The organism is Pseudomonas sp. SDO524_S393 (assembly GCF_054071875.1).
The window spans coordinates 1-15,337 of record NZ_JBSVVZ010000057.1 but is presented as its reverse complement, the minus strand read 5'-3'; the positions used below and the strand labels follow the sequence as shown (position 1 = coordinate 15,337).

At 61.2% G+C, this 15,337-nt stretch carries 14 protein-coding genes; 11 read left to right on the top strand and 3 right to left on the bottom strand.

The features are described 5' to 3' along the window. Window positions 1-147 precede the first annotated feature (147 nt). The 7 genes from ACW9IB_RS22110 (at window position 148) to ACW9IB_RS22080 (ending at window position 8,929) form a co-directional block, all read left to right on the top strand. Window positions 148-1,725: an ABC transporter substrate-binding protein gene (locus tag ACW9IB_RS22110; protein ID WP_457365450.1), complete on the top strand. Its 1,578-nt coding sequence runs from the start codon at window positions 148-150 to the stop codon at window positions 1,723-1,725. 171 nt (window positions 1,726-1,896) lie between these two features. Then, a complete protein-coding gene (locus tag ACW9IB_RS22105) occupies window positions 1,897-3,291 on the top strand; it encodes an OprD family outer membrane porin (protein WP_457365344.1) in 1,395 nt (464 codons plus the stop codon). Window positions 3,292-3,371: 80 nt separating this feature from the next. Further along, window positions 3,372-4,970, top strand: coding sequence for an ABC transporter substrate-binding protein (locus ACW9IB_RS22100; RefSeq protein ID WP_457415543.1), 1,599 nt, complete (start codon window positions 3,372-3,374; stop codon window positions 4,968-4,970). 76 nt (window positions 4,971-5,046) lie between these two features. Further along, window positions 5,047-6,057, top strand: a complete 1,011-nt coding sequence (locus tag ACW9IB_RS22095; RefSeq protein ID WP_457365342.1) for an ABC transporter permease subunit — start codon at window positions 5,047-5,049, stop codon at window positions 6,055-6,057. Between the two features lie 10 nt (window positions 6,058-6,067). Next, entirely contained in the window at window positions 6,068-6,979 is a 912-nt protein-coding gene (locus ACW9IB_RS22090; protein ID WP_457365341.1) for an ABC transporter permease subunit, read from the top strand. 10 nt (window positions 6,980-6,989) lie between these two features. Continuing rightward, entirely contained in the window at window positions 6,990-7,958 is a 969-nt protein-coding gene (locus tag ACW9IB_RS22085; RefSeq protein ID WP_457415542.1) for an ABC transporter ATP-binding protein, read from the top strand. Continuing rightward, window positions 7,958-8,929: a peptide ABC transporter ATP-binding protein gene (locus ACW9IB_RS22080; RefSeq protein ID WP_457365339.1), complete on the top strand. Its 972-nt coding sequence runs from the start codon at window positions 7,958-7,960 to the stop codon at window positions 8,927-8,929. The genes ACW9IB_RS22085 and ACW9IB_RS22080 overlap by 1 nt, the downstream gene beginning before the upstream one ends. Before the next feature lie 99 nt (window positions 8,930-9,028). Here the strand turns inward: ACW9IB_RS22080 and ACW9IB_RS22075 are convergent, their stop codons facing one another. The 3 genes from ACW9IB_RS22075 to ACW9IB_RS22065 all read right to left on the bottom strand — a co-directional run bounded on the left by ACW9IB_RS22075 (window position 9,029) and on the right by ACW9IB_RS22065 (window position 11,457). Beyond that, window positions 9,029-9,280, bottom strand: coding sequence for a hypothetical protein (locus tag ACW9IB_RS22075; RefSeq protein WP_457415541.1), 252 nt, complete (start codon window positions 9,278-9,280; stop codon window positions 9,029-9,031). A gap of 96 nt (window positions 9,281-9,376) precedes the next feature. After that, the gene (locus tag ACW9IB_RS22070; protein ID WP_457365337.1) at window positions 9,377-9,622 is read right to left on the bottom strand and encodes a hypothetical protein; all 246 of its coding nucleotides are present in this window, start codon (window positions 9,620-9,622) and stop codon (window positions 9,377-9,379) included. A 251-nt stretch (window positions 9,623-9,873) separates the two neighbouring features. Then, window positions 9,874-11,457: a peptide chain release factor 3 gene (locus ACW9IB_RS22065; RefSeq protein ID WP_457365336.1), complete on the bottom strand. Its 1,584-nt coding sequence runs from the start codon at window positions 11,455-11,457 to the stop codon at window positions 9,874-9,876. A 332-nt stretch (window positions 11,458-11,789) separates the two neighbouring features. Here ACW9IB_RS22065 and ACW9IB_RS22060 point away from each other — a divergent pair, with 332 nt between their 5' ends. The 4 genes from ACW9IB_RS22060 to ACW9IB_RS22045 are packed head-to-tail and all read left to right on the top strand — an operon-like array spanning window position 11,790 to window position 15,242. Further along, on the top strand, window positions 11,790-12,506 hold the full coding sequence (locus ACW9IB_RS22060) for an ABC transporter permease (RefSeq protein ID WP_457365335.1): 717 nt from the start codon (window positions 11,790-11,792) through the stop codon (window positions 12,504-12,506). A gap of 20 nt (window positions 12,507-12,526) precedes the next feature. Continuing rightward, complete coding sequence (locus ACW9IB_RS22055) at window positions 12,527-13,423, top strand: glycine betaine ABC transporter substrate-binding protein (RefSeq protein WP_457415539.1); 897 nt, start codon at window positions 12,527-12,529, stop codon at window positions 13,421-13,423. Between the two features lie 11 nt (window positions 13,424-13,434). Beyond that, a complete protein-coding gene (locus ACW9IB_RS22050) occupies window positions 13,435-14,088 on the top strand; it encodes an ABC transporter permease (protein WP_457365333.1) in 654 nt (217 codons plus the stop codon). After that, complete coding sequence (locus ACW9IB_RS22045; RefSeq protein WP_457365332.1) at window positions 14,085-15,242, top strand: osmoprotectant ABC transporter ATP-binding protein OsmV; 1,158 nt, start codon at window positions 14,085-14,087, stop codon at window positions 15,240-15,242. Before ACW9IB_RS22050 ends, ACW9IB_RS22045 begins: the two co-directional genes overlap by 4 nt. Window positions 15,243-15,337 lie beyond the last annotated feature (95 nt).

The window sequence follows — 15,337 nt, the reverse complement described above, 5'->3', positions numbered from 1 at the left end:
TCGGATAACAGCCGCATCCGTCTGTTAAGGCATTTGCCGAGCGTGGGATCAGTGGTGTCTCCCTGTGGGAACAGGGTGATTGTTCACTGATGACAACTACAAACAAGGATTGGGATCGTCATGCGCCATACCACCGTTCTATCCGCGATGTTCGCCACCAGCCTGCTGGCTGTGGCCACCCTGGGCCAGGCCGCCGACAAGAAGAGCCTGGTGTTCTGCTCCGAAGGCAGCCCGGCCGGCTTCGACACCGCGCAATACACCACCGCCACCGATAACGATGCGGCCGAGCCGCTGTACAACCGCCTGGTGGAGTTTGAAAAAGGTGCGACCAATGTGGTGCCCGGGTTGGCGACCAAGTGGGATATTTCGCCAGACGGCCTGACCTACACCTTTCATCTGCGTGAAGGGGTGAAGTTCCACAGCAACAAGGAGTTCAAGCCGACGCGCGACTTCAACGCCGACGACGTGCTGTTCACCTTCAATCGCATGCTTGACCCCGACCATCCGTTTCGCAAGGCCTACCCCACCGAGTTTCCGTACTTCAACGGGATGAGCCTGAACAAGAACATTGCCAAGGTCGAAAAAACCGACCCGCACACCGTGGTGATCACCCTCAACTCGGTCGACGCCGCGTTTGTCCAGAACATCGCCATGAGCTTCGCCTCGATCCTGTCGGCCGAGTACGCCGCGCAGTTGCTCAAGGAAGGCAAGCCGAGCGACATCAACCAGAAGCCGATCGGCACTGGCCCCTTTGTGTTTCAGCGCTACCAGAAAGACTCGCAGATCCGCTATGTGGCCAACAAACAGTACTGGGACCCGAGCCGGGTAAAGCTGGACCAGCTGATTTTCGCGATCAACACCGACGCCTCGGTGCGGGTACAGAAGCTCAAGGCGAACGAGTGCCAGGTGACCCTGCACCCGCGCCCGGCCGACGTCGACGCGCTCAAGGCCGACCCCAACCTGCAACTGCTGACCAAGCCCGGTTTCAACCTCGGCTACATCGCCTACAACGTGCGCCACAAGCCATTCGACCAGCTCGAAGTGCGCCAGGCGCTGGATATGGCGGTGAACAAGCAGAGCATCCTCAATGCCGTGTACCAGGGCGCGGGGCAACTGGCGGTCAACGCCATGCCGCCGACCCAGTGGTCTTACGACGACACCATCAAGGACGCCGCCTATAACCCGGAAAAAGCCAAGGAACTGCTCAAGGCCGCCGGTGTGAAGGAAGGCACCGAGATCACCCTGTGGGCGATGCCGGTGCAACGTCCGTACAACCCGAACGCCAAGCTGATGGCCGAAATGCTGCAGAACGACTGGGCCAAGATCGGCCTCAAGGTCAAGATCGTCAGCTACGAATGGGGTGAGTACATCAAGCGCACCAAAAACGGTGAGCACGATATCAGCCTGATCGGCTGGACCGGCGACAACGGTGACCCGGACAACTGGCTGGGCACCCTCTACAGCTGCGACGCCATCGGCGGGAACAACTACTCCATGTGGTGTGACCCGGCGTACGACAAGCTGATCAAGCAAGCCAAGGTCGTGACCGACCGCGAACAAAGGACGGTTCTGTACAAACAGGCGCAGCAACTGCTTAAAGCACAGGTGCCGATCACGCCAGTCGCCCACTCGACGGTCAACCAGCCGTTAAGCGCCAAAGTCGAAGGTTTCAAAGTGAGCCCCTTCGGCCGCAACGTGTTCTCGGGCGTCAGTATCACCCCATAAGAAAATAACCGGATTGCGGAGAGCGAAGTGGGCTCTCCCGCAAACGTGCAGCCTTGTGTTGGGAATTTTCCGACAGCAAACGTTTGCAAAAGCTTGAGCGAGTTACACACCCAATAGCCGGTTCACCTAAAAAGACCGGCATTAAAAAAGAGAACCAAAGGAGCTTCACACATGAAACTGAGCAGCACCGCGCTTCTGGCCTTGGCCATCAGCAGCATCACGGCGACCGCCTATGCTGAATCCCAGAGTCAGGAATTCGTTCCGACCACTCTGGCCGGCACCAGCGCCCAAAGCGAGGCCAAAGGCTTTATCGAAGATTTCAGCCTGGGCGGCACCACACGTAACTGGTACTCCCACGAAAGCAAGTACCGTGGGGGCACCTTTTCCTACCAGAAGCACGGCCAGACCCTGACCGACCGTAACCGTACCAACTGGGTACAGGGCACCATCCTCAACGCCAGCTCGGGTTTCACCCAGGGCACCGTGGGCGTGAAGACTGAAGTGGCGGTGTACAACGCACTGGTCCTGGACCGCAGCAAGCGTGATATCAAGGGCGGCTCCAACCGTACCCTGGCGGACTCCGACGGTGATGCAGTCGGCCAATGGAGCAAACTGGGCCTGGCCAACGTGCAGTTCCGTGTGTCCAACACCACGCTGACCGCCGGTCGCCAGAACTTCAGCAGCGGCATCGTCGACACCATCGGCAACCGTGCACTGCCTTCGAGCTTCGAAGGTGTGAGCTTCAACAGCGAAGAGTTCAGCAACCTGTCCTTCCAGGGCGGCGTGTTTGACCGCGTTTCGCCACGTTCCGAGCAGAGCCTGTCGAAATTCCGTACCGAATACGGCAATGGCGCGGAAACCGACAAGGTGTCCACCCTGGGCGTGAACTACCAGCCGCTGAAAAGCCTGAAAACCAGCTTCTTCGCCGCCAACGTGAAGGACTTCTGGAACCAGTACTACTTCGGCGCGACCCACGAGTTGGGCGATGCCCAGCAACTGGGCCTGACCACTGGCTTCAACTACTACAAGACAGTGGATGAAGGCAAAAAAGAGATGGGGAAAATCGACAACGATACCTACTCCCTCTCCCTGGGCCTGACTCACCAGGCTCACAGCCTGACCTTCTCGTACCAGCAAGTGAACGGCAACGAGTACTTCGACTACCTGCACGAAACCAACGGCATCTACCTGGCCAACTCCTTGACCTCTGACTTCAACGGTCCGAACGAGAAGTCCTTCCAGATCGCCTACGCCATCAACATGGCCGAATACGGCGTGCCAGGCCTGAAGTTCAACGCCTACTCGGCACGCGGCTGGGACATCGACGGCACTCACTACACCGGCAACGGTGGCCGTGCCAAGTTCGCCTATGACGGCATCCAGACTCAAGACGGCGAAAAACACCAGGAATACGGTGTAGGCGCCGCTTATGCCATCCAGAGCGGCCCGCTCAAGGCCACCACCGTGCGTGCAACCTATGTTGAGCACCGTGGCAGCGAGTTCCAGTCCGACGGCAGCATCAAAGAGTTCCGTCTGGTCACCACCATCCCGTTCAAAGTTCTTTAATTAGCACCAGGTAGACGGCAGGCTCAGGACGAGCCTGCCGTCTACGCTTGTCTGGTTCCATCGACTGCAGAGGGCCCTGAATGAAAATGCTCCCGTTACAAGCCGCCGTTGCCGCCGCGCTGTTGAGCGTCGCGATCGGTGTTTCGGCCAAACCGCTGGTGGTCTGCACCGAAGCCAGCCCGGAAGGTTTCGATCCGGTGCTGTACACCACCGCCGTCACCGCTGACGCCGCCGCTGAAACCATGTTCAGCCGACTGGTAGACTTCAAGCCCGGCACCACCGAAGTGATCCCGGCACTGGCCGAGGCCCTGCCCGAGATCAGCGCAGACGGCCTGACCTACACGTTCCACCTGCGTAAAGACATCAAGTTCCACACTACCGACTACTTCAAACCCACGCGCAACCTGAATGCCGACGACGTGCTCTGGAGCTTCCAGCGCCAGCTGGACCCGAATCACCCGTGGCATAAAAAGTCCACCGTGGGCTACCCATACTTCGAAAGCATGGGCTTCAAGGAACTGCTCAAGAGCGTGGAAAAGACTGACGATCACACCGTCGTCTTCACCCTGACCCGTCCTGAAGCCCCTTTCCTGGCCGACCTGGCCATGGCGTTCTCCTCGATCCACTCCGCCGAATACGCCGACCAGTTGCTCAAGTCCGGCAAGACCGATGACCTGAACGCCAAGCCTATCGGCACCGGGCCGTTCATCTTCACGCGGTACGCCAAAGACGCCCAGGTGCGCTTCAAGGCCAACCCGGACTATTTCCGTGGCAAGCCGCCGGCCGACCCGCTGATCCTGGCGATCACCACCGACAACAACGTGCGCCTGCAAAAGCTCAAGGCCAACGAGTGCCAGATCGCGCTGTATCCGAAACCGGATGACGTGCCGAGCATGAAGGCCGACCCGAACCTGAAAGTCGCGGAACTGGCGGCGATGACCACCGCCTATACCGCGATGAACACCACCCACAAGTACATGAGCGACGCGCGGGTGCGTCACGCGATCAACATTGCGTTCGACAAAAAAGGCTACAACGAGTCCCTGTACGGCAAAGGCAACGCTGTGGATGCCACCGGCCCGTATCCCAACACCCTGCTGGGCTTCAGCGACAAGCTGAAGAACCCGCCCCGTGACCTGGACAAGGCCCGCGCCCTGCTCAAGGAAGCCGGCGTACCGGAAGGCACCGAATTCACCCTGTTCACCCGCAACGGCGGCGGCCCGACCAACCCCAACCCGATGCTCGGCGCCCAGCGCATGCAGGCGGACCTGGCGCAGATCGGCTTGAAGGTGAATATCAAAGTCATGGAATGGGGCGAAATGCTCAAGCGTGCTAAAAACGGCGAGCACGACATGGTTTCCGCCGGCTGGGCCGGTGACAACGGCGACCCGGACAACTTCCTCACGCCAAACCTGAGTTGCGATGCAGCGAAAAACGGCGAAAACTACGCCCGCTGGTGTAACAAGGAATTTCAAGACTTGATCGACAAGGCACGCGCCGTCGCTGAACCGACCCAACGCGCGGCACTCTATGAACAAGCACTGGACGTTTTCGACAAGGACCAACCGTGGATCCCCATGGCCTATCCGAAAATGTTCACCGCCATGCGCAAGAACGTCGAGGGTTATACCCAAAGCCCTCTGACCACAAATAACTTCGCCACTACCCAGGTGAAGTAAATAAGAGAAACGCTCGGCACCACCCACCAGGGCGGTGCCGAACCTGCCTAACCGGCTGATTGAGGTACACAACAAGATGTTTAGTTTTATTGCCCGCCGACTGGGGTTACTGATCCCCACGTTTTTCGGCATCACGTTGCTGACGTTTGCGTTGATTCGCATGATTCCCGGCGACCCCGTAGAAGTCATGATGGGCGAACGCCGCGTCGACCCCGAGATGCACGCACAGGCAATGGAACGCCTTGGCCTTAACAAGCCGCTGTATGCGCAATACCTGGACTACGTAGGCAAACTTGCCCACGGCGACCTCGGCGAATCGCTGCGCACACGCACCAGCGTGTGGACCGAATTCACCGCCCTCTTCCCGGCGACCCTGGAACTGTCCATGGCCGCCCTGTTGTTCGCCGGCATCCTGGGCCTGTTGGCCGGGGTGATCGCGGCCCTGAAGCGAGGATCCCTGTTCGACCATGGGGTGATGGGCGTCTCCCTGGCGGGCTATTCGATGCCGATCTTCTGGTGGGGCCTGATCCTGATCATGTTCTTCTCGGTCAGCCTGGGCTGGACCCCGGTTTCCGGGCGTATCGACCTGCTTTACGACATCGAGCCGCGCACCGGCTTCATGCTGATCGACACCCTGCTGGCCGACGAGCCGGACGCGTTCTTCGATGCCCTGCACCACCTGATCCTGCCGGCCATCGTGCTCGGCACCATCCCGCTGGCGGTGATCGCGCGGATGACCCGTTCGTCGATGCTCGAAGTGCTGCGTGAAGACTACATCCGCACCGCCAAGGCCAAAGGCCTGTCGCCAACCCGCGTCGTGTTCGTGCACGGCCTGCGTAACGCGCTGATCCCGGTACTGACCGTGGTGGGCCTGCAAGTGGGCACGCTGCTGGCCGGTGCGGTCCTGACCGAAACCATCTTCTCGTGGCCCGGCATCGGCAAATGGCTGATCGAAGCCATTGGCGCGCGGGACTACCCGGTGGTGCAAAACGGCATCCTGCTGATCGCCTGCCTGGTGATCCTGGTGAACTTCGTGGTGGACATCCTCTACGGCTTCGCCAACCCACGCATCCGTCACCAGCGCTGAGATCAAGACCATGACCACACCTACTCCCGTGTCAGCAGTCGATCAAAGCCTGCTGTATCCGTCCCCGTACAAAGAATTCTGGCAAGCCTTCTCCCGGAACAAAGGCGCCGTTGCCGGCCTGTTGTTCATGCTGGTGATCGTGTTCTGCGCGATCTTCGCGCCGTGGGTCACCCCGCATAACCCAAGCGAGCAATACCGTGACTTCCTGCTGACCCCGCCGTCGTGGCTGGAAGGCGGGCAGATCCAATTCTTGCTGGGTACCGACGAATTGGGCCGTGATTTGCTCTCGCGCCTGATCCAGGGCTCGCGCCTCTCCCTGCTGATCGGCTTGTCGTCGGTGGTGATGTCGCTGATCCCGGGCATCCTGCTGGGCCTGTTCGCCGGGTTCTTCCCGCGCTTGCTCGGCCCGACCATCATGCGCCTGATGGACATCATGCTGGCCCTGCCGTCGCTGCTGCTGGCCGTGGCCATCGTCGCCATCCTCGGCCCAGGCCTGATCAACACCGTGATTGCGATTGCCATCGTGTCGCTGCCGTCCTATGTCCGCCTGACCCGCGCTGCGGTGATGGGCGAACTGAACCGCGACTACGTGACTGCCGCCCGCCTCGCCGGCGCCGGCCTGCCCCGCCTGATGTTCATCACCGTGCTGCCCAACTGCATGGCGCCGCTGATCGTCCAGGCCACCTTGAGTTTCTCTTCGGCGATCCTCGATGCCGCCGCACTGGGCTTCCTGGGCCTTGGCGTACAACCGCCAACCCCTGAGTGGGGCACCATGCTGGCGTCAGCCCGCGACTACATCGAACGCGCCTGGTGGGTAGTGAGCCTGCCTGGTTTGACCATTTTGCTCAGCGTGCTGGCAATCAACTTGATGGGCGACGGCCTGCGCGATGCGCTGGACCCGAAACTCAAGAACGCCGCCTGAGGAGATTCCCATGTCACTGTTAGAAATCAAGAATCTCAACGTCCGCTTCGGCGACAAGACCGCCGTGCCGGTGGTCGATGGCCTGGACCTGTCGGTCGACAAAGGCGAAGTACTGGCAATCGTTGGCGAGTCGGGCTCGGGTAAATCCGTGACCATGATGGCGCTGATGGGCCTGATCGAGCACCCCGGCATCGTCACCGCCGACGCACTGACCTTCGACGGCAAGGACATGCTCAAACTGAGCGCCCGCCAGCGCCGCCAGATCGTCGGCAAAGACCTGGCGATGGTGTTCCAGGACCCGATGACCGCGTTGAACCCCAGCTACACCGTGGGTTTCCAGATTGAAGAAGTGCTGCGCCTGCACCTGAAGATGTCCGGCAAGCAAGCGCGTAAACGCGCCATCGAACTGCTGGAAAAAGTCGAGATCCCTGGCGCCGCCAGCCGTATGGACGCCTACCCGCACCAGTTGTCCGGTGGTATGAGCCAGCGTGTGGCCATCGCCATGGCGATTGCCGGCGAGCCGAAACTGCTGATCGCGGACGAGCCGACCACGGCATTGGACGTGACCATCCAGGCGCAGATCATGGAACTGCTGCTGGCCCTGCAGAAAGAACAGAACATGGGCCTGGTGCTGATCACTCACGACCTTGCCGTCGTGGCCGAAACCGCCCAGCGCGTGTGCGTGATGTATGCCGGCCAGGCAGTTGAAGTCGGCCAGGTGCCGCAGCTGTTCGACATTCCGGCGCACCCGTACAGCGAAGCGTTGCTCAAGGCGATCCCCGAGCACAGCCTGGGCGCCACGCGCCTGGCCACGCTGCCGGGTATCGTTCCGGGTCGTTACGACCGCCCGCAAGGTTGCCTGCTGTCGCCACGCTGCCCGTATGTGCAGGAATCCTGCCGCGCCCAGCGCCCGGCCCTTGACCCGAAAACCAACAGCCTTGCGCGCTGCTTCTACCCCTTGAACCAGGAGGTGGCGTAATGGCCGTCGTTCTTACCGCCCGCGACCTCACCCGTCACTACGAAGTGTCCCGTGGCCTGTTCAAGGGCCACGCCACCGTGCGTGCCCTCAATGGCGTGTCCTTCGAACTGGAAGCCGGCAAGACCCTCGCCGTGGTAGGCGAGTCGGGTTGCGGCAAATCCACCCTGGCCCGCGCCCTCACGCTGATCGAAGAGCCGTCTTCGGGTTCCTTGAAAATCGCCGGCCAGGAAGTGGCCGGTGCCGACAAGGCCCAACGCAAGCAATTGCGCAAAGACGTGCAGATGGTGTTCCAGAGCCCGTACGCCTCGTTGAACCCACGCCAGAAAATCGGTGACCAACTGGCCGAGCCGCTGCTGATCAACACCAACCTGTCCGCCACCGAACGCCGCGAGAAAGTGCAGGCGATGATGAAGCAAGTGGGTCTGCGCCCCGAGCATTATCAGCGCTACCCGCACATGTTCTCCGGGGGGCAGCGCCAGCGCATCGCCCTGGCCCGCGCCATGATGCTGCAACCCAAGGTGCTGGTGGCGGACGAACCGACCTCGGCGCTCGACGTATCGATCCAGGCCCAGGTGCTCAACCTGTTCATGGATTTGCAGCAGGAGTTCAACACGGCCTACGTGTTCATTTCTCACAACCTGGCGGTGGTGCAACACGTTGCCGATGACGTGATGGTGATGTACCTCGGTCGCCCAGTGGAAGTCGGCCCCAAGGAAGACATCTACGCCCGTCCGCTGCACCCGTACACTCAGGCGCTGCTGTCGGCCACCCCGACCATTCACCCGGACCCGAACAAGCCGAAGATCAAGATCGTCGGCGAGTTGCCCAACCCACTGAACCCGCCGCCGGGCTGTGCGTTCCACAAACGCTGCCCGTACGCCACGGCGCGGTGCAGCACCGAGGAGCCGGTATTGCGGCCGCTGGATAACCGCCAAGTGGCGTGCCACTACGCGGAGCAGTTCGTCGCATAAGGAGAGTTCCCACACGCGTGGGAGCGATCAGTGTTCTACAGCCCTTCTCGCCCGGTTGCGCATCAGCCGGGCGGGAGGGGCTTTCTTTTGGGCCGGTGACTACGTCTGGCTGTCGCCGTCGTCGTCATCCGGGTCATCGCTGTCGGGCTCCTTGCTGGTGGAGTCATCGTTATCCTTGTCTTCACCCTGGGCCTCGGACTTGGCCAGTTGCAGCCCTTGCCCCTGTTCACTCTGCACCGCCGACACGCCCGCCGGACCGTGCGCCGGGCTATTTGCCCAGGCCGTCGACATCCCCAGCGACAACAACACCAGCACTTTGATCAACAGCACGACTCGTTGAAAAATACTCATGGTGGACTCCGTCCAGTCAGTCAGTAAAAACCGCACGACAGCCGTTCACGACCGCCAGCGTTGACGCTAGCCCCGTTGCCGGGTTTGCGCCAGGCGTCAGGTCTCGCCGTCGTCGTAGGTTTCGCTGTCTTCACCTTCGTTGTAAGGGTTTTCCTGGTCTTCCTTCGGCGCAGGCTGGGCCTGAGGCTGCCAACTGCCCGAGTTGACCTCGTTCTGCTTGCGCTTGGTGACCGGGCCGGTGTCTTTCCATTGGGCCTTGCCCGCTTCGGCCAGGGCCGATGAAGCAGGCAACACCAAAGCCCCCAGCAACACCAGTTGAAGGGCGCGTTGAATTAAACGCATCAGGAACTCCTATTCCGTCGGTAAATGGGTGAACCAGTTGAAACGCTAGACCGGATATGGGCCTCTCGCCAATTCATTGCCAAATGGAGATAAAACTGTGGGAGCGGGCTTGCTCGCGAATGCGGTGTGTCATTCACAGCATAGGGTGACTGATCCAGCGCTTTCGCGAGCCCGCTCCCACATTTGGTTTTGCATCGCCCATGAAAAAGGGTGAAGCCATGACAGCTTCACCCTTTTTTACCGCTCAGACCTTAATGATGCTCGCGGGTCGCGCGGAATTTCACATCCGGCCAGCGCTCTTCCATCAGCGCCAGGTTCACCCGGGTCGGGGCCAGGTAGGTCAGGTGACCACCGCCGTCGACCGCGAGGTTTTCCACGGCCTTGTTCTTGAACTCTTCCAGCTTCTTCTTATCGTCGCATTCGATCCAGCGCGCGGAGTACACGGTGATGGCCTCGTAGGCGCACTCGACCTTGTATTCCTCTTTGAGGCGGCTGGCCACCACGTCGAACTGCAGCACACCGACCGCTCCGAGGATGATGTCGTTGCTGCGCTCGGGGAAGAACACCTGGGTCGCGCCCTCTTCCGCCAGCTGCTGCAAGCCCTGGCGCAATTGCTTGGATTTGAGCGGGTCTTTCAGGCGCACGCGGCGGAACAGTTCCGGGGCGAAGTGCGGAATGCCGGTGAAGCCCAGCGCCTCGCCTTCGGTGAACGTGTCACCGATCTGGATGGTGCCGTGGTTATGCAGGCCGATGATGTCGCCGGCGTAGGCTTCTTCGAGCTGTTCACGCTCGGAAGAGAAGAAGGTCAGGGCGTCGCCGATGCGCACGTCCTTGCCGGTGCGCACGTGGCGCATCTTCATGCCTTTTTCGTACTTGCCCGAACAGATGCGCATGAAGGCGATACGGTCGCGGTGCTTGGGGTCCATGTTCGCCTGGATCTTGAACACGAAGCCCGAGAACTTCTCTTCCTGCGGCTCCACGGTACGCTCGTTGGCCACCCGGGCCAGCGGCAGCGGGGCCCAGTCCACCACGGCGTCCAGCACATGGTCGACACCGAAGTTGCCCAGTGCGGTACCGAAGAACACCGGCGTCAACTGGCCGTCGAGGAACTCCTGCTGGTTGAACTCATGGCAGGCGCCTTGTACCAGTTCCAGTTGCTCGATGAAACGCTCGTACTCGTCGCCCAGGTGAGCGCGGGCCTCGTCGGAATCCAGCTTCTGGATGATCTTGGTTTCGGTGCGCTCATGGCCGTGGCCCGGGGTGTAGACGATGATGTAGTCGTCCGCCAGGTGGTACACGCCTTTGAAGTCGCGGTAGCAACCGATAGGCCAGGTGATCGGCGCGGCCTTGATCTTCAGGACCGCTTCGATTTCGTCCAGCAACTCGATGGGGTCGCGGATATCGCGGTCGAGTTTGTTGATGAAGCTGACGATGGGCGTGTCACGCAGACGGCACACGTCCATCAGCGCGATGGTGCGTGGCTCGACGCCTTTACCGCCGTCGAGGACCATCAGCGCCGAGTCCACCGCGGTCAGGGTGCGGTAGGTGTCTTCGGAGAAGTCTTCGTGGCCCGGGGTGTCGAGCAGGTTGACCATGTGGTCGCGATACGGGAACTGCATGACCGACGTGGTAATGGAGATACCCCGTTGTTTTTCCATTTCCATCCAGTCGGAAGTGGCATGACGGTCGGACTTGCGGGATTTCACCGTGCCGGCCACCGCGATTGCCTTGCCCATCAGCAACAGCTTCTCGGTGATGGTGGTTTTACCGGCATCGGGGTGGGAAATAATGGCGAAAGTGCGGCGTTTCGCGACTTCGGCGGCCTGGTGGGTCATGGGAAATCGCCTGGCAGGTGAGTCAAAAAAGGGCGGCGAGTATAGCGCAAACCCCGGCGCCCGGACCACCGTTCACCCGATCAGGGGTGGCTAAATGCTGCCAAGTATGGAACCTTTTAAAAGGTCGAGACGTCCACTCCCCTGCTACCGCACTCGGAACAGGGGCTGATAAATCAGCAAGTTAGCCTGACGAGGCTGCGCTCATGGCTTGACCTCCCGTCGTCTGACCGACAGGGGCGAGCTGCTTTTCGCGAACCCATTCCCAGGCAGCCAGAAATGGCCTTGCCACCGGGAAATGCGTTCGCCGACAAAAGAAAAAAAGGAGTCCGCCTGTGGCTATCCGCTATGGCAAAGGGCTGACAGGGGCTGCGATCGTCGTCGCACTCCTGGCCCTGCTGGTCCACTGGATCGGCATCAGTACGATTGAGCTCTACCGCGACGATTTATGGTTCTACCTGCAAGCCCACCTGGTGCTGGTGCTTGCTTCCATGCTGGCGGCCCTGATCGTGGGGATCCCTGCCGGTATCCTGCTCAGCCGACCGAAGATGGTCGGGCGCGCAGAACGCTTCATGCAGATCTTCAATATCGGCAACACCGTCCCGCCCCTGGCCGTATTGGCCATCGCCCTCGGCGTCCTCGGCATCGGCAGTGGCCCGGCCATCTTCGCCCTGTTCCTTGCCTCCCTCCTGCCCATCGTGCGCAACACCTACGAGGGCCTTAAAAACGTCCAGGGCTCCCTGAAGGAAGCCGCCACCGGCATCGGCATGACCCCGCGCCAGGTGCTGTTTCGCGTGGAACTGCCGAACGCCGTGCCCATCATCATTGGCGGCGTGCGTGTGGCGCTGGCGATCAACGTGGGCACCGCGCCGCTGGCGTTCCTGATCGGCGCCAACAGCCTGGGCAGCCTGATTTTCCCCGGCATAGCCCTGAACAATCAGCCGCAACTGCTGCTCGGCGCCGCGTGTACCGCGCTGCTGGCACTGCTGCTCGATGGTTTGGTGACCCTGGCCAGCCGACTCTGGCTGGAACGTGGACTGCGCCCGTCGTAAGGCATGGCTGAGGAAAAACGATGAAAAAACTGACGCTGATAACGGCTTGTGTCCTGCTGCTGGCAGGTTTTGCACAGGCCGCCGAAAAACCGCTGGTGCGCATCGGCGCCCGGGTGTTCACCGAACAGACCCTGCTCGCCGAAATCACCTCCCAATACCTGCGCACCAAAGGCTATGACACCCGCGTGACGGGCGGCCTGGGCAGCAACCTGGCGCGCAGTGCCCAGGAAAGCGGGCAACTGGACCTGCTCTGGGAATACACCGGCGTGTCACTGGTGGCCTACAACCATGTGGACGAAAAGCTCGACAGCGAACAGTCCTACGCCCGGGTAAAAGAACTCGATGCAAAAAAAGGCCTGGTCTGGCTGTCACCTTCTCGATTCAGCAATACCTACGCCCTGGCGCTGCCGGAGAAAGTGGCCAAGGAACACCCGGACATCCACAGCATCAGCGACCTGACCCGGGCCATGGCCGAGGACACCCGGGAAAACCGCCTGGTCGCCCTGGACACCGAGTTCGCCAACCGCTCCGACGGCCTGGCCGGCATGGTCAAGCTGTATGACATGAACCTGACCCGCAAAAACACGCGCCAGATGGACGCCGGCCTGGTCTACACCGCGCTGCGCAATAGCCAGGTGTTCGCCGGCCTGGTCTACACCACCGACGGTCGCCTGAACGCCTTCAAACTGAAGCTGCTGGAAGACGACAGGCACTACTTCCCGGACTACACCGCCGCGCCGGTGATCCGCCAGCAGTACCTCGACCAGCACCCGCAACTGGCCGCCGACCTCAAGCCGCTGGCCGCGCTGTTCGACGACGAAACCATGCGCCAGCTCAATGCGCGGGTCGACGTCGACCATGAAAGCCCGTCCGCCGTGGCCGCAGATTTCCTGCGCCAGCATCCCATCACCCCATAAGAGGAGAAGACATGGAATTTCTGAACGCCTTTTCCCACCTGGATTGGGCCCAGGTCCTGCACCTGACCTGGCAACACATCACCCTGGTCGGCGTCGCCGTGCTGCTGGCGATCTTCATCGGCGTGCCCCTGGGTATCCTGATGACGCGCTTCGAGGCCCTTGCCGGCCCCCTGCAAGCCAGCGCCACTGTGCTGCTCACGGTGCCGTCCATCGCGCTGTTCGGCCTGCTGCTGCCGTTCTACTCCAAGTTCGGCCAGGGCCTGGGGCCGATGCCGGCGATCACCGCCGTGTTCCTCTATTCCCTGCTGCCGATCATGCGTAACACCTACCTGGCCCTCACGGGCGTGGAACCGGGCATTCGCGAAGCCGCACGCGGCATCGGCATGACCTTCGGCCAGCGCCTGCGCATGGTCGAGCTGCCGATTGCGGTGCCGGTGATCCTTGCCGGTGTACGCACCGCCGTGGTGATGAACATCGGCGTGATGACCATCGCCGCCACCATCGGCGCCGGTGGCCTGGGTGTATTGATTCTGGCCTCCATCAGCCGCAGCGACATGTCGATGCTGATCGTCGGCGCCGTGCTGGTCAGCCTCCTGGCCATCTTCGCTGACCTGCTCCTGCAATGGCTGCAACGCTCGCTGACTCCAAAAGGATTGCTCAAATGATCGAACTTCAGAACCTGTCCAAGACCTTTCAAAGCAACGGCAAGACCGTTACCGCCGTGAACGATGTGAGCCTGACCGTCAATGAAGGCGAAATCTGCGTATTCCTAGGCCCTTCGGGTTGCGGCAAGAGCACCACGTTGAAAATGATCAACCGCCTGATCAAGCCCACCTCGGGCAAGATCCTGATCAACGGCGAAGACACCACCGACCTCGATGAAGTGACCCTGCGCCGCAACATCGGCTACGTGATCCAGCAGATCGGCCTGTTCCCCAACATGACCATCGAGGAAAACATCGTGGTCGTGCCCAAGTTGCTGGGCTGGGACAAGCAGAAATGCCACGACCGCGCCCGCGAGCTGATGAGCATGATCAAGCTGGAGCCCAAGCAGTACCTGCACCGCTATCCGCGCGAATTGTCCGGTGGACAGCAACAGCGCATCGGCGTGATCCGCGCACTGGCGGCCGAGGCGCCGCTGTTGCTGATGGACGAACCGTTCGGCGCGGTCGACCCGATCAACCGCGAAATGATCCAGAACGAGTTCTTCGAGATGCAGCGCGCCCTGAACAAGACCGTGATCATGGTCAGCCACGACATCGACGAGGCCATCAAGCTGGGGGACAAGATTGCCATCTTCCGCGCCGGCAAACTCTTGCAGCTCGATCACCCGGACACCTTGCTGGCGCATCCGGCGGATGATTTCGTCAGCAACTTTGTCGGCCAGGACAGCACCCTCAAGCGCCTGCTGCTGGTGAAGGCCGAAGACGCGGCGGACAACGCGCCGTCGGTCAGCCCTGAAACCCCGGTGGCCGAAGCCCTGGAACTGATGGACGAACATGACCGCCGCTACGTGGTGGTCACCTGCGCCGAGAACAAGGCGCTGGGCTATGTACGACGCCGTGACCTGCACCGTCAGACCGGTGCCTGCGGCCAGTACCTGCGCGAGTTCAACGCCACGGCGGCGTATGACGAGCATTTGCGCATCCTGCTGTCGCGCATGTACGAATTCAACCGTTCATGGTTGCCGGTAATGGATGCGGAGCGCGTGTTCCTGGGTGAAGTGACCCAGGAGTCGATCGCCGAATACCTGAGCTCGGGCAAATCCCGCGGGGGCAAGACCAGCATCGTTTCGCCTGCCGAGACGGCCCTGGCCTGATAGACCGCTATCGCAGGCAAGCCAGCCCCCAAAGAGGAGTGCAGTTGCCGGTTGAAATGCCTTCCCTGTGGGAGCTGGCCTGCCTGCGATAAGTA

Coding starts and splice junctions, on each gene's coding strand:
- ACW9IB_RS22110 (WP_457365450.1), top strand. CDS start 148: ATGTTCGCCACCAGCCTGCTGGCTGTGGCCACCCTGGGCCAGGCCGCC.
- ACW9IB_RS22105 (WP_457365344.1), top strand. CDS start 1,897: ATGAAACTGAGCAGCACCGCGCTTCTGGCCTTGGCCATCAGCAGCATC.
- ACW9IB_RS22100 (WP_457415543.1), top strand. CDS start 3,372: ATGAAAATGCTCCCGTTACAAGCCGCCGTTGCCGCCGCGCTGTTGAGC.
- ACW9IB_RS22095 (WP_457365342.1), top strand. CDS start 5,047: ATGTTTAGTTTTATTGCCCGCCGACTGGGGTTACTGATCCCCACGTTT.
- ACW9IB_RS22090 (WP_457365341.1), top strand. CDS start 6,068: ATGACCACACCTACTCCCGTGTCAGCAGTCGATCAAAGCCTGCTGTAT.
- ACW9IB_RS22085 (WP_457415542.1), top strand. CDS start 6,990: ATGTCACTGTTAGAAATCAAGAATCTCAACGTCCGCTTCGGCGACAAG.
- ACW9IB_RS22080 (WP_457365339.1), top strand. CDS start 7,958: ATGGCCGTCGTTCTTACCGCCCGCGACCTCACCCGTCACTACGAAGTG.
- ACW9IB_RS22075 (WP_457415541.1), bottom strand. CDS start 9,280: ATGAGTATTTTTCAACGAGTCGTGCTGTTGATCAAAGTGCTGGTGTTG.
- ACW9IB_RS22070 (WP_457365337.1), bottom strand. CDS start 9,622: ATGCGTTTAATTCAACGCGCCCTTCAACTGGTGTTGCTGGGGGCTTTG.
- ACW9IB_RS22065 (WP_457365336.1), bottom strand. CDS start 11,457: ATGACCCACCAGGCCGCCGAAGTCGCGAAACGCCGCACTTTCGCCATT.
- ACW9IB_RS22055 (WP_457415539.1), top strand. CDS start 12,527: ATGAAAAAACTGACGCTGATAACGGCTTGTGTCCTGCTGCTGGCAGGT.
- ACW9IB_RS22050 (WP_457365333.1), top strand. CDS start 13,435: ATGGAATTTCTGAACGCCTTTTCCCACCTGGATTGGGCCCAGGTCCTG.
- ACW9IB_RS22045 (WP_457365332.1), top strand. CDS start 14,085: ATGATCGAACTTCAGAACCTGTCCAAGACCTTTCAAAGCAACGGCAAG.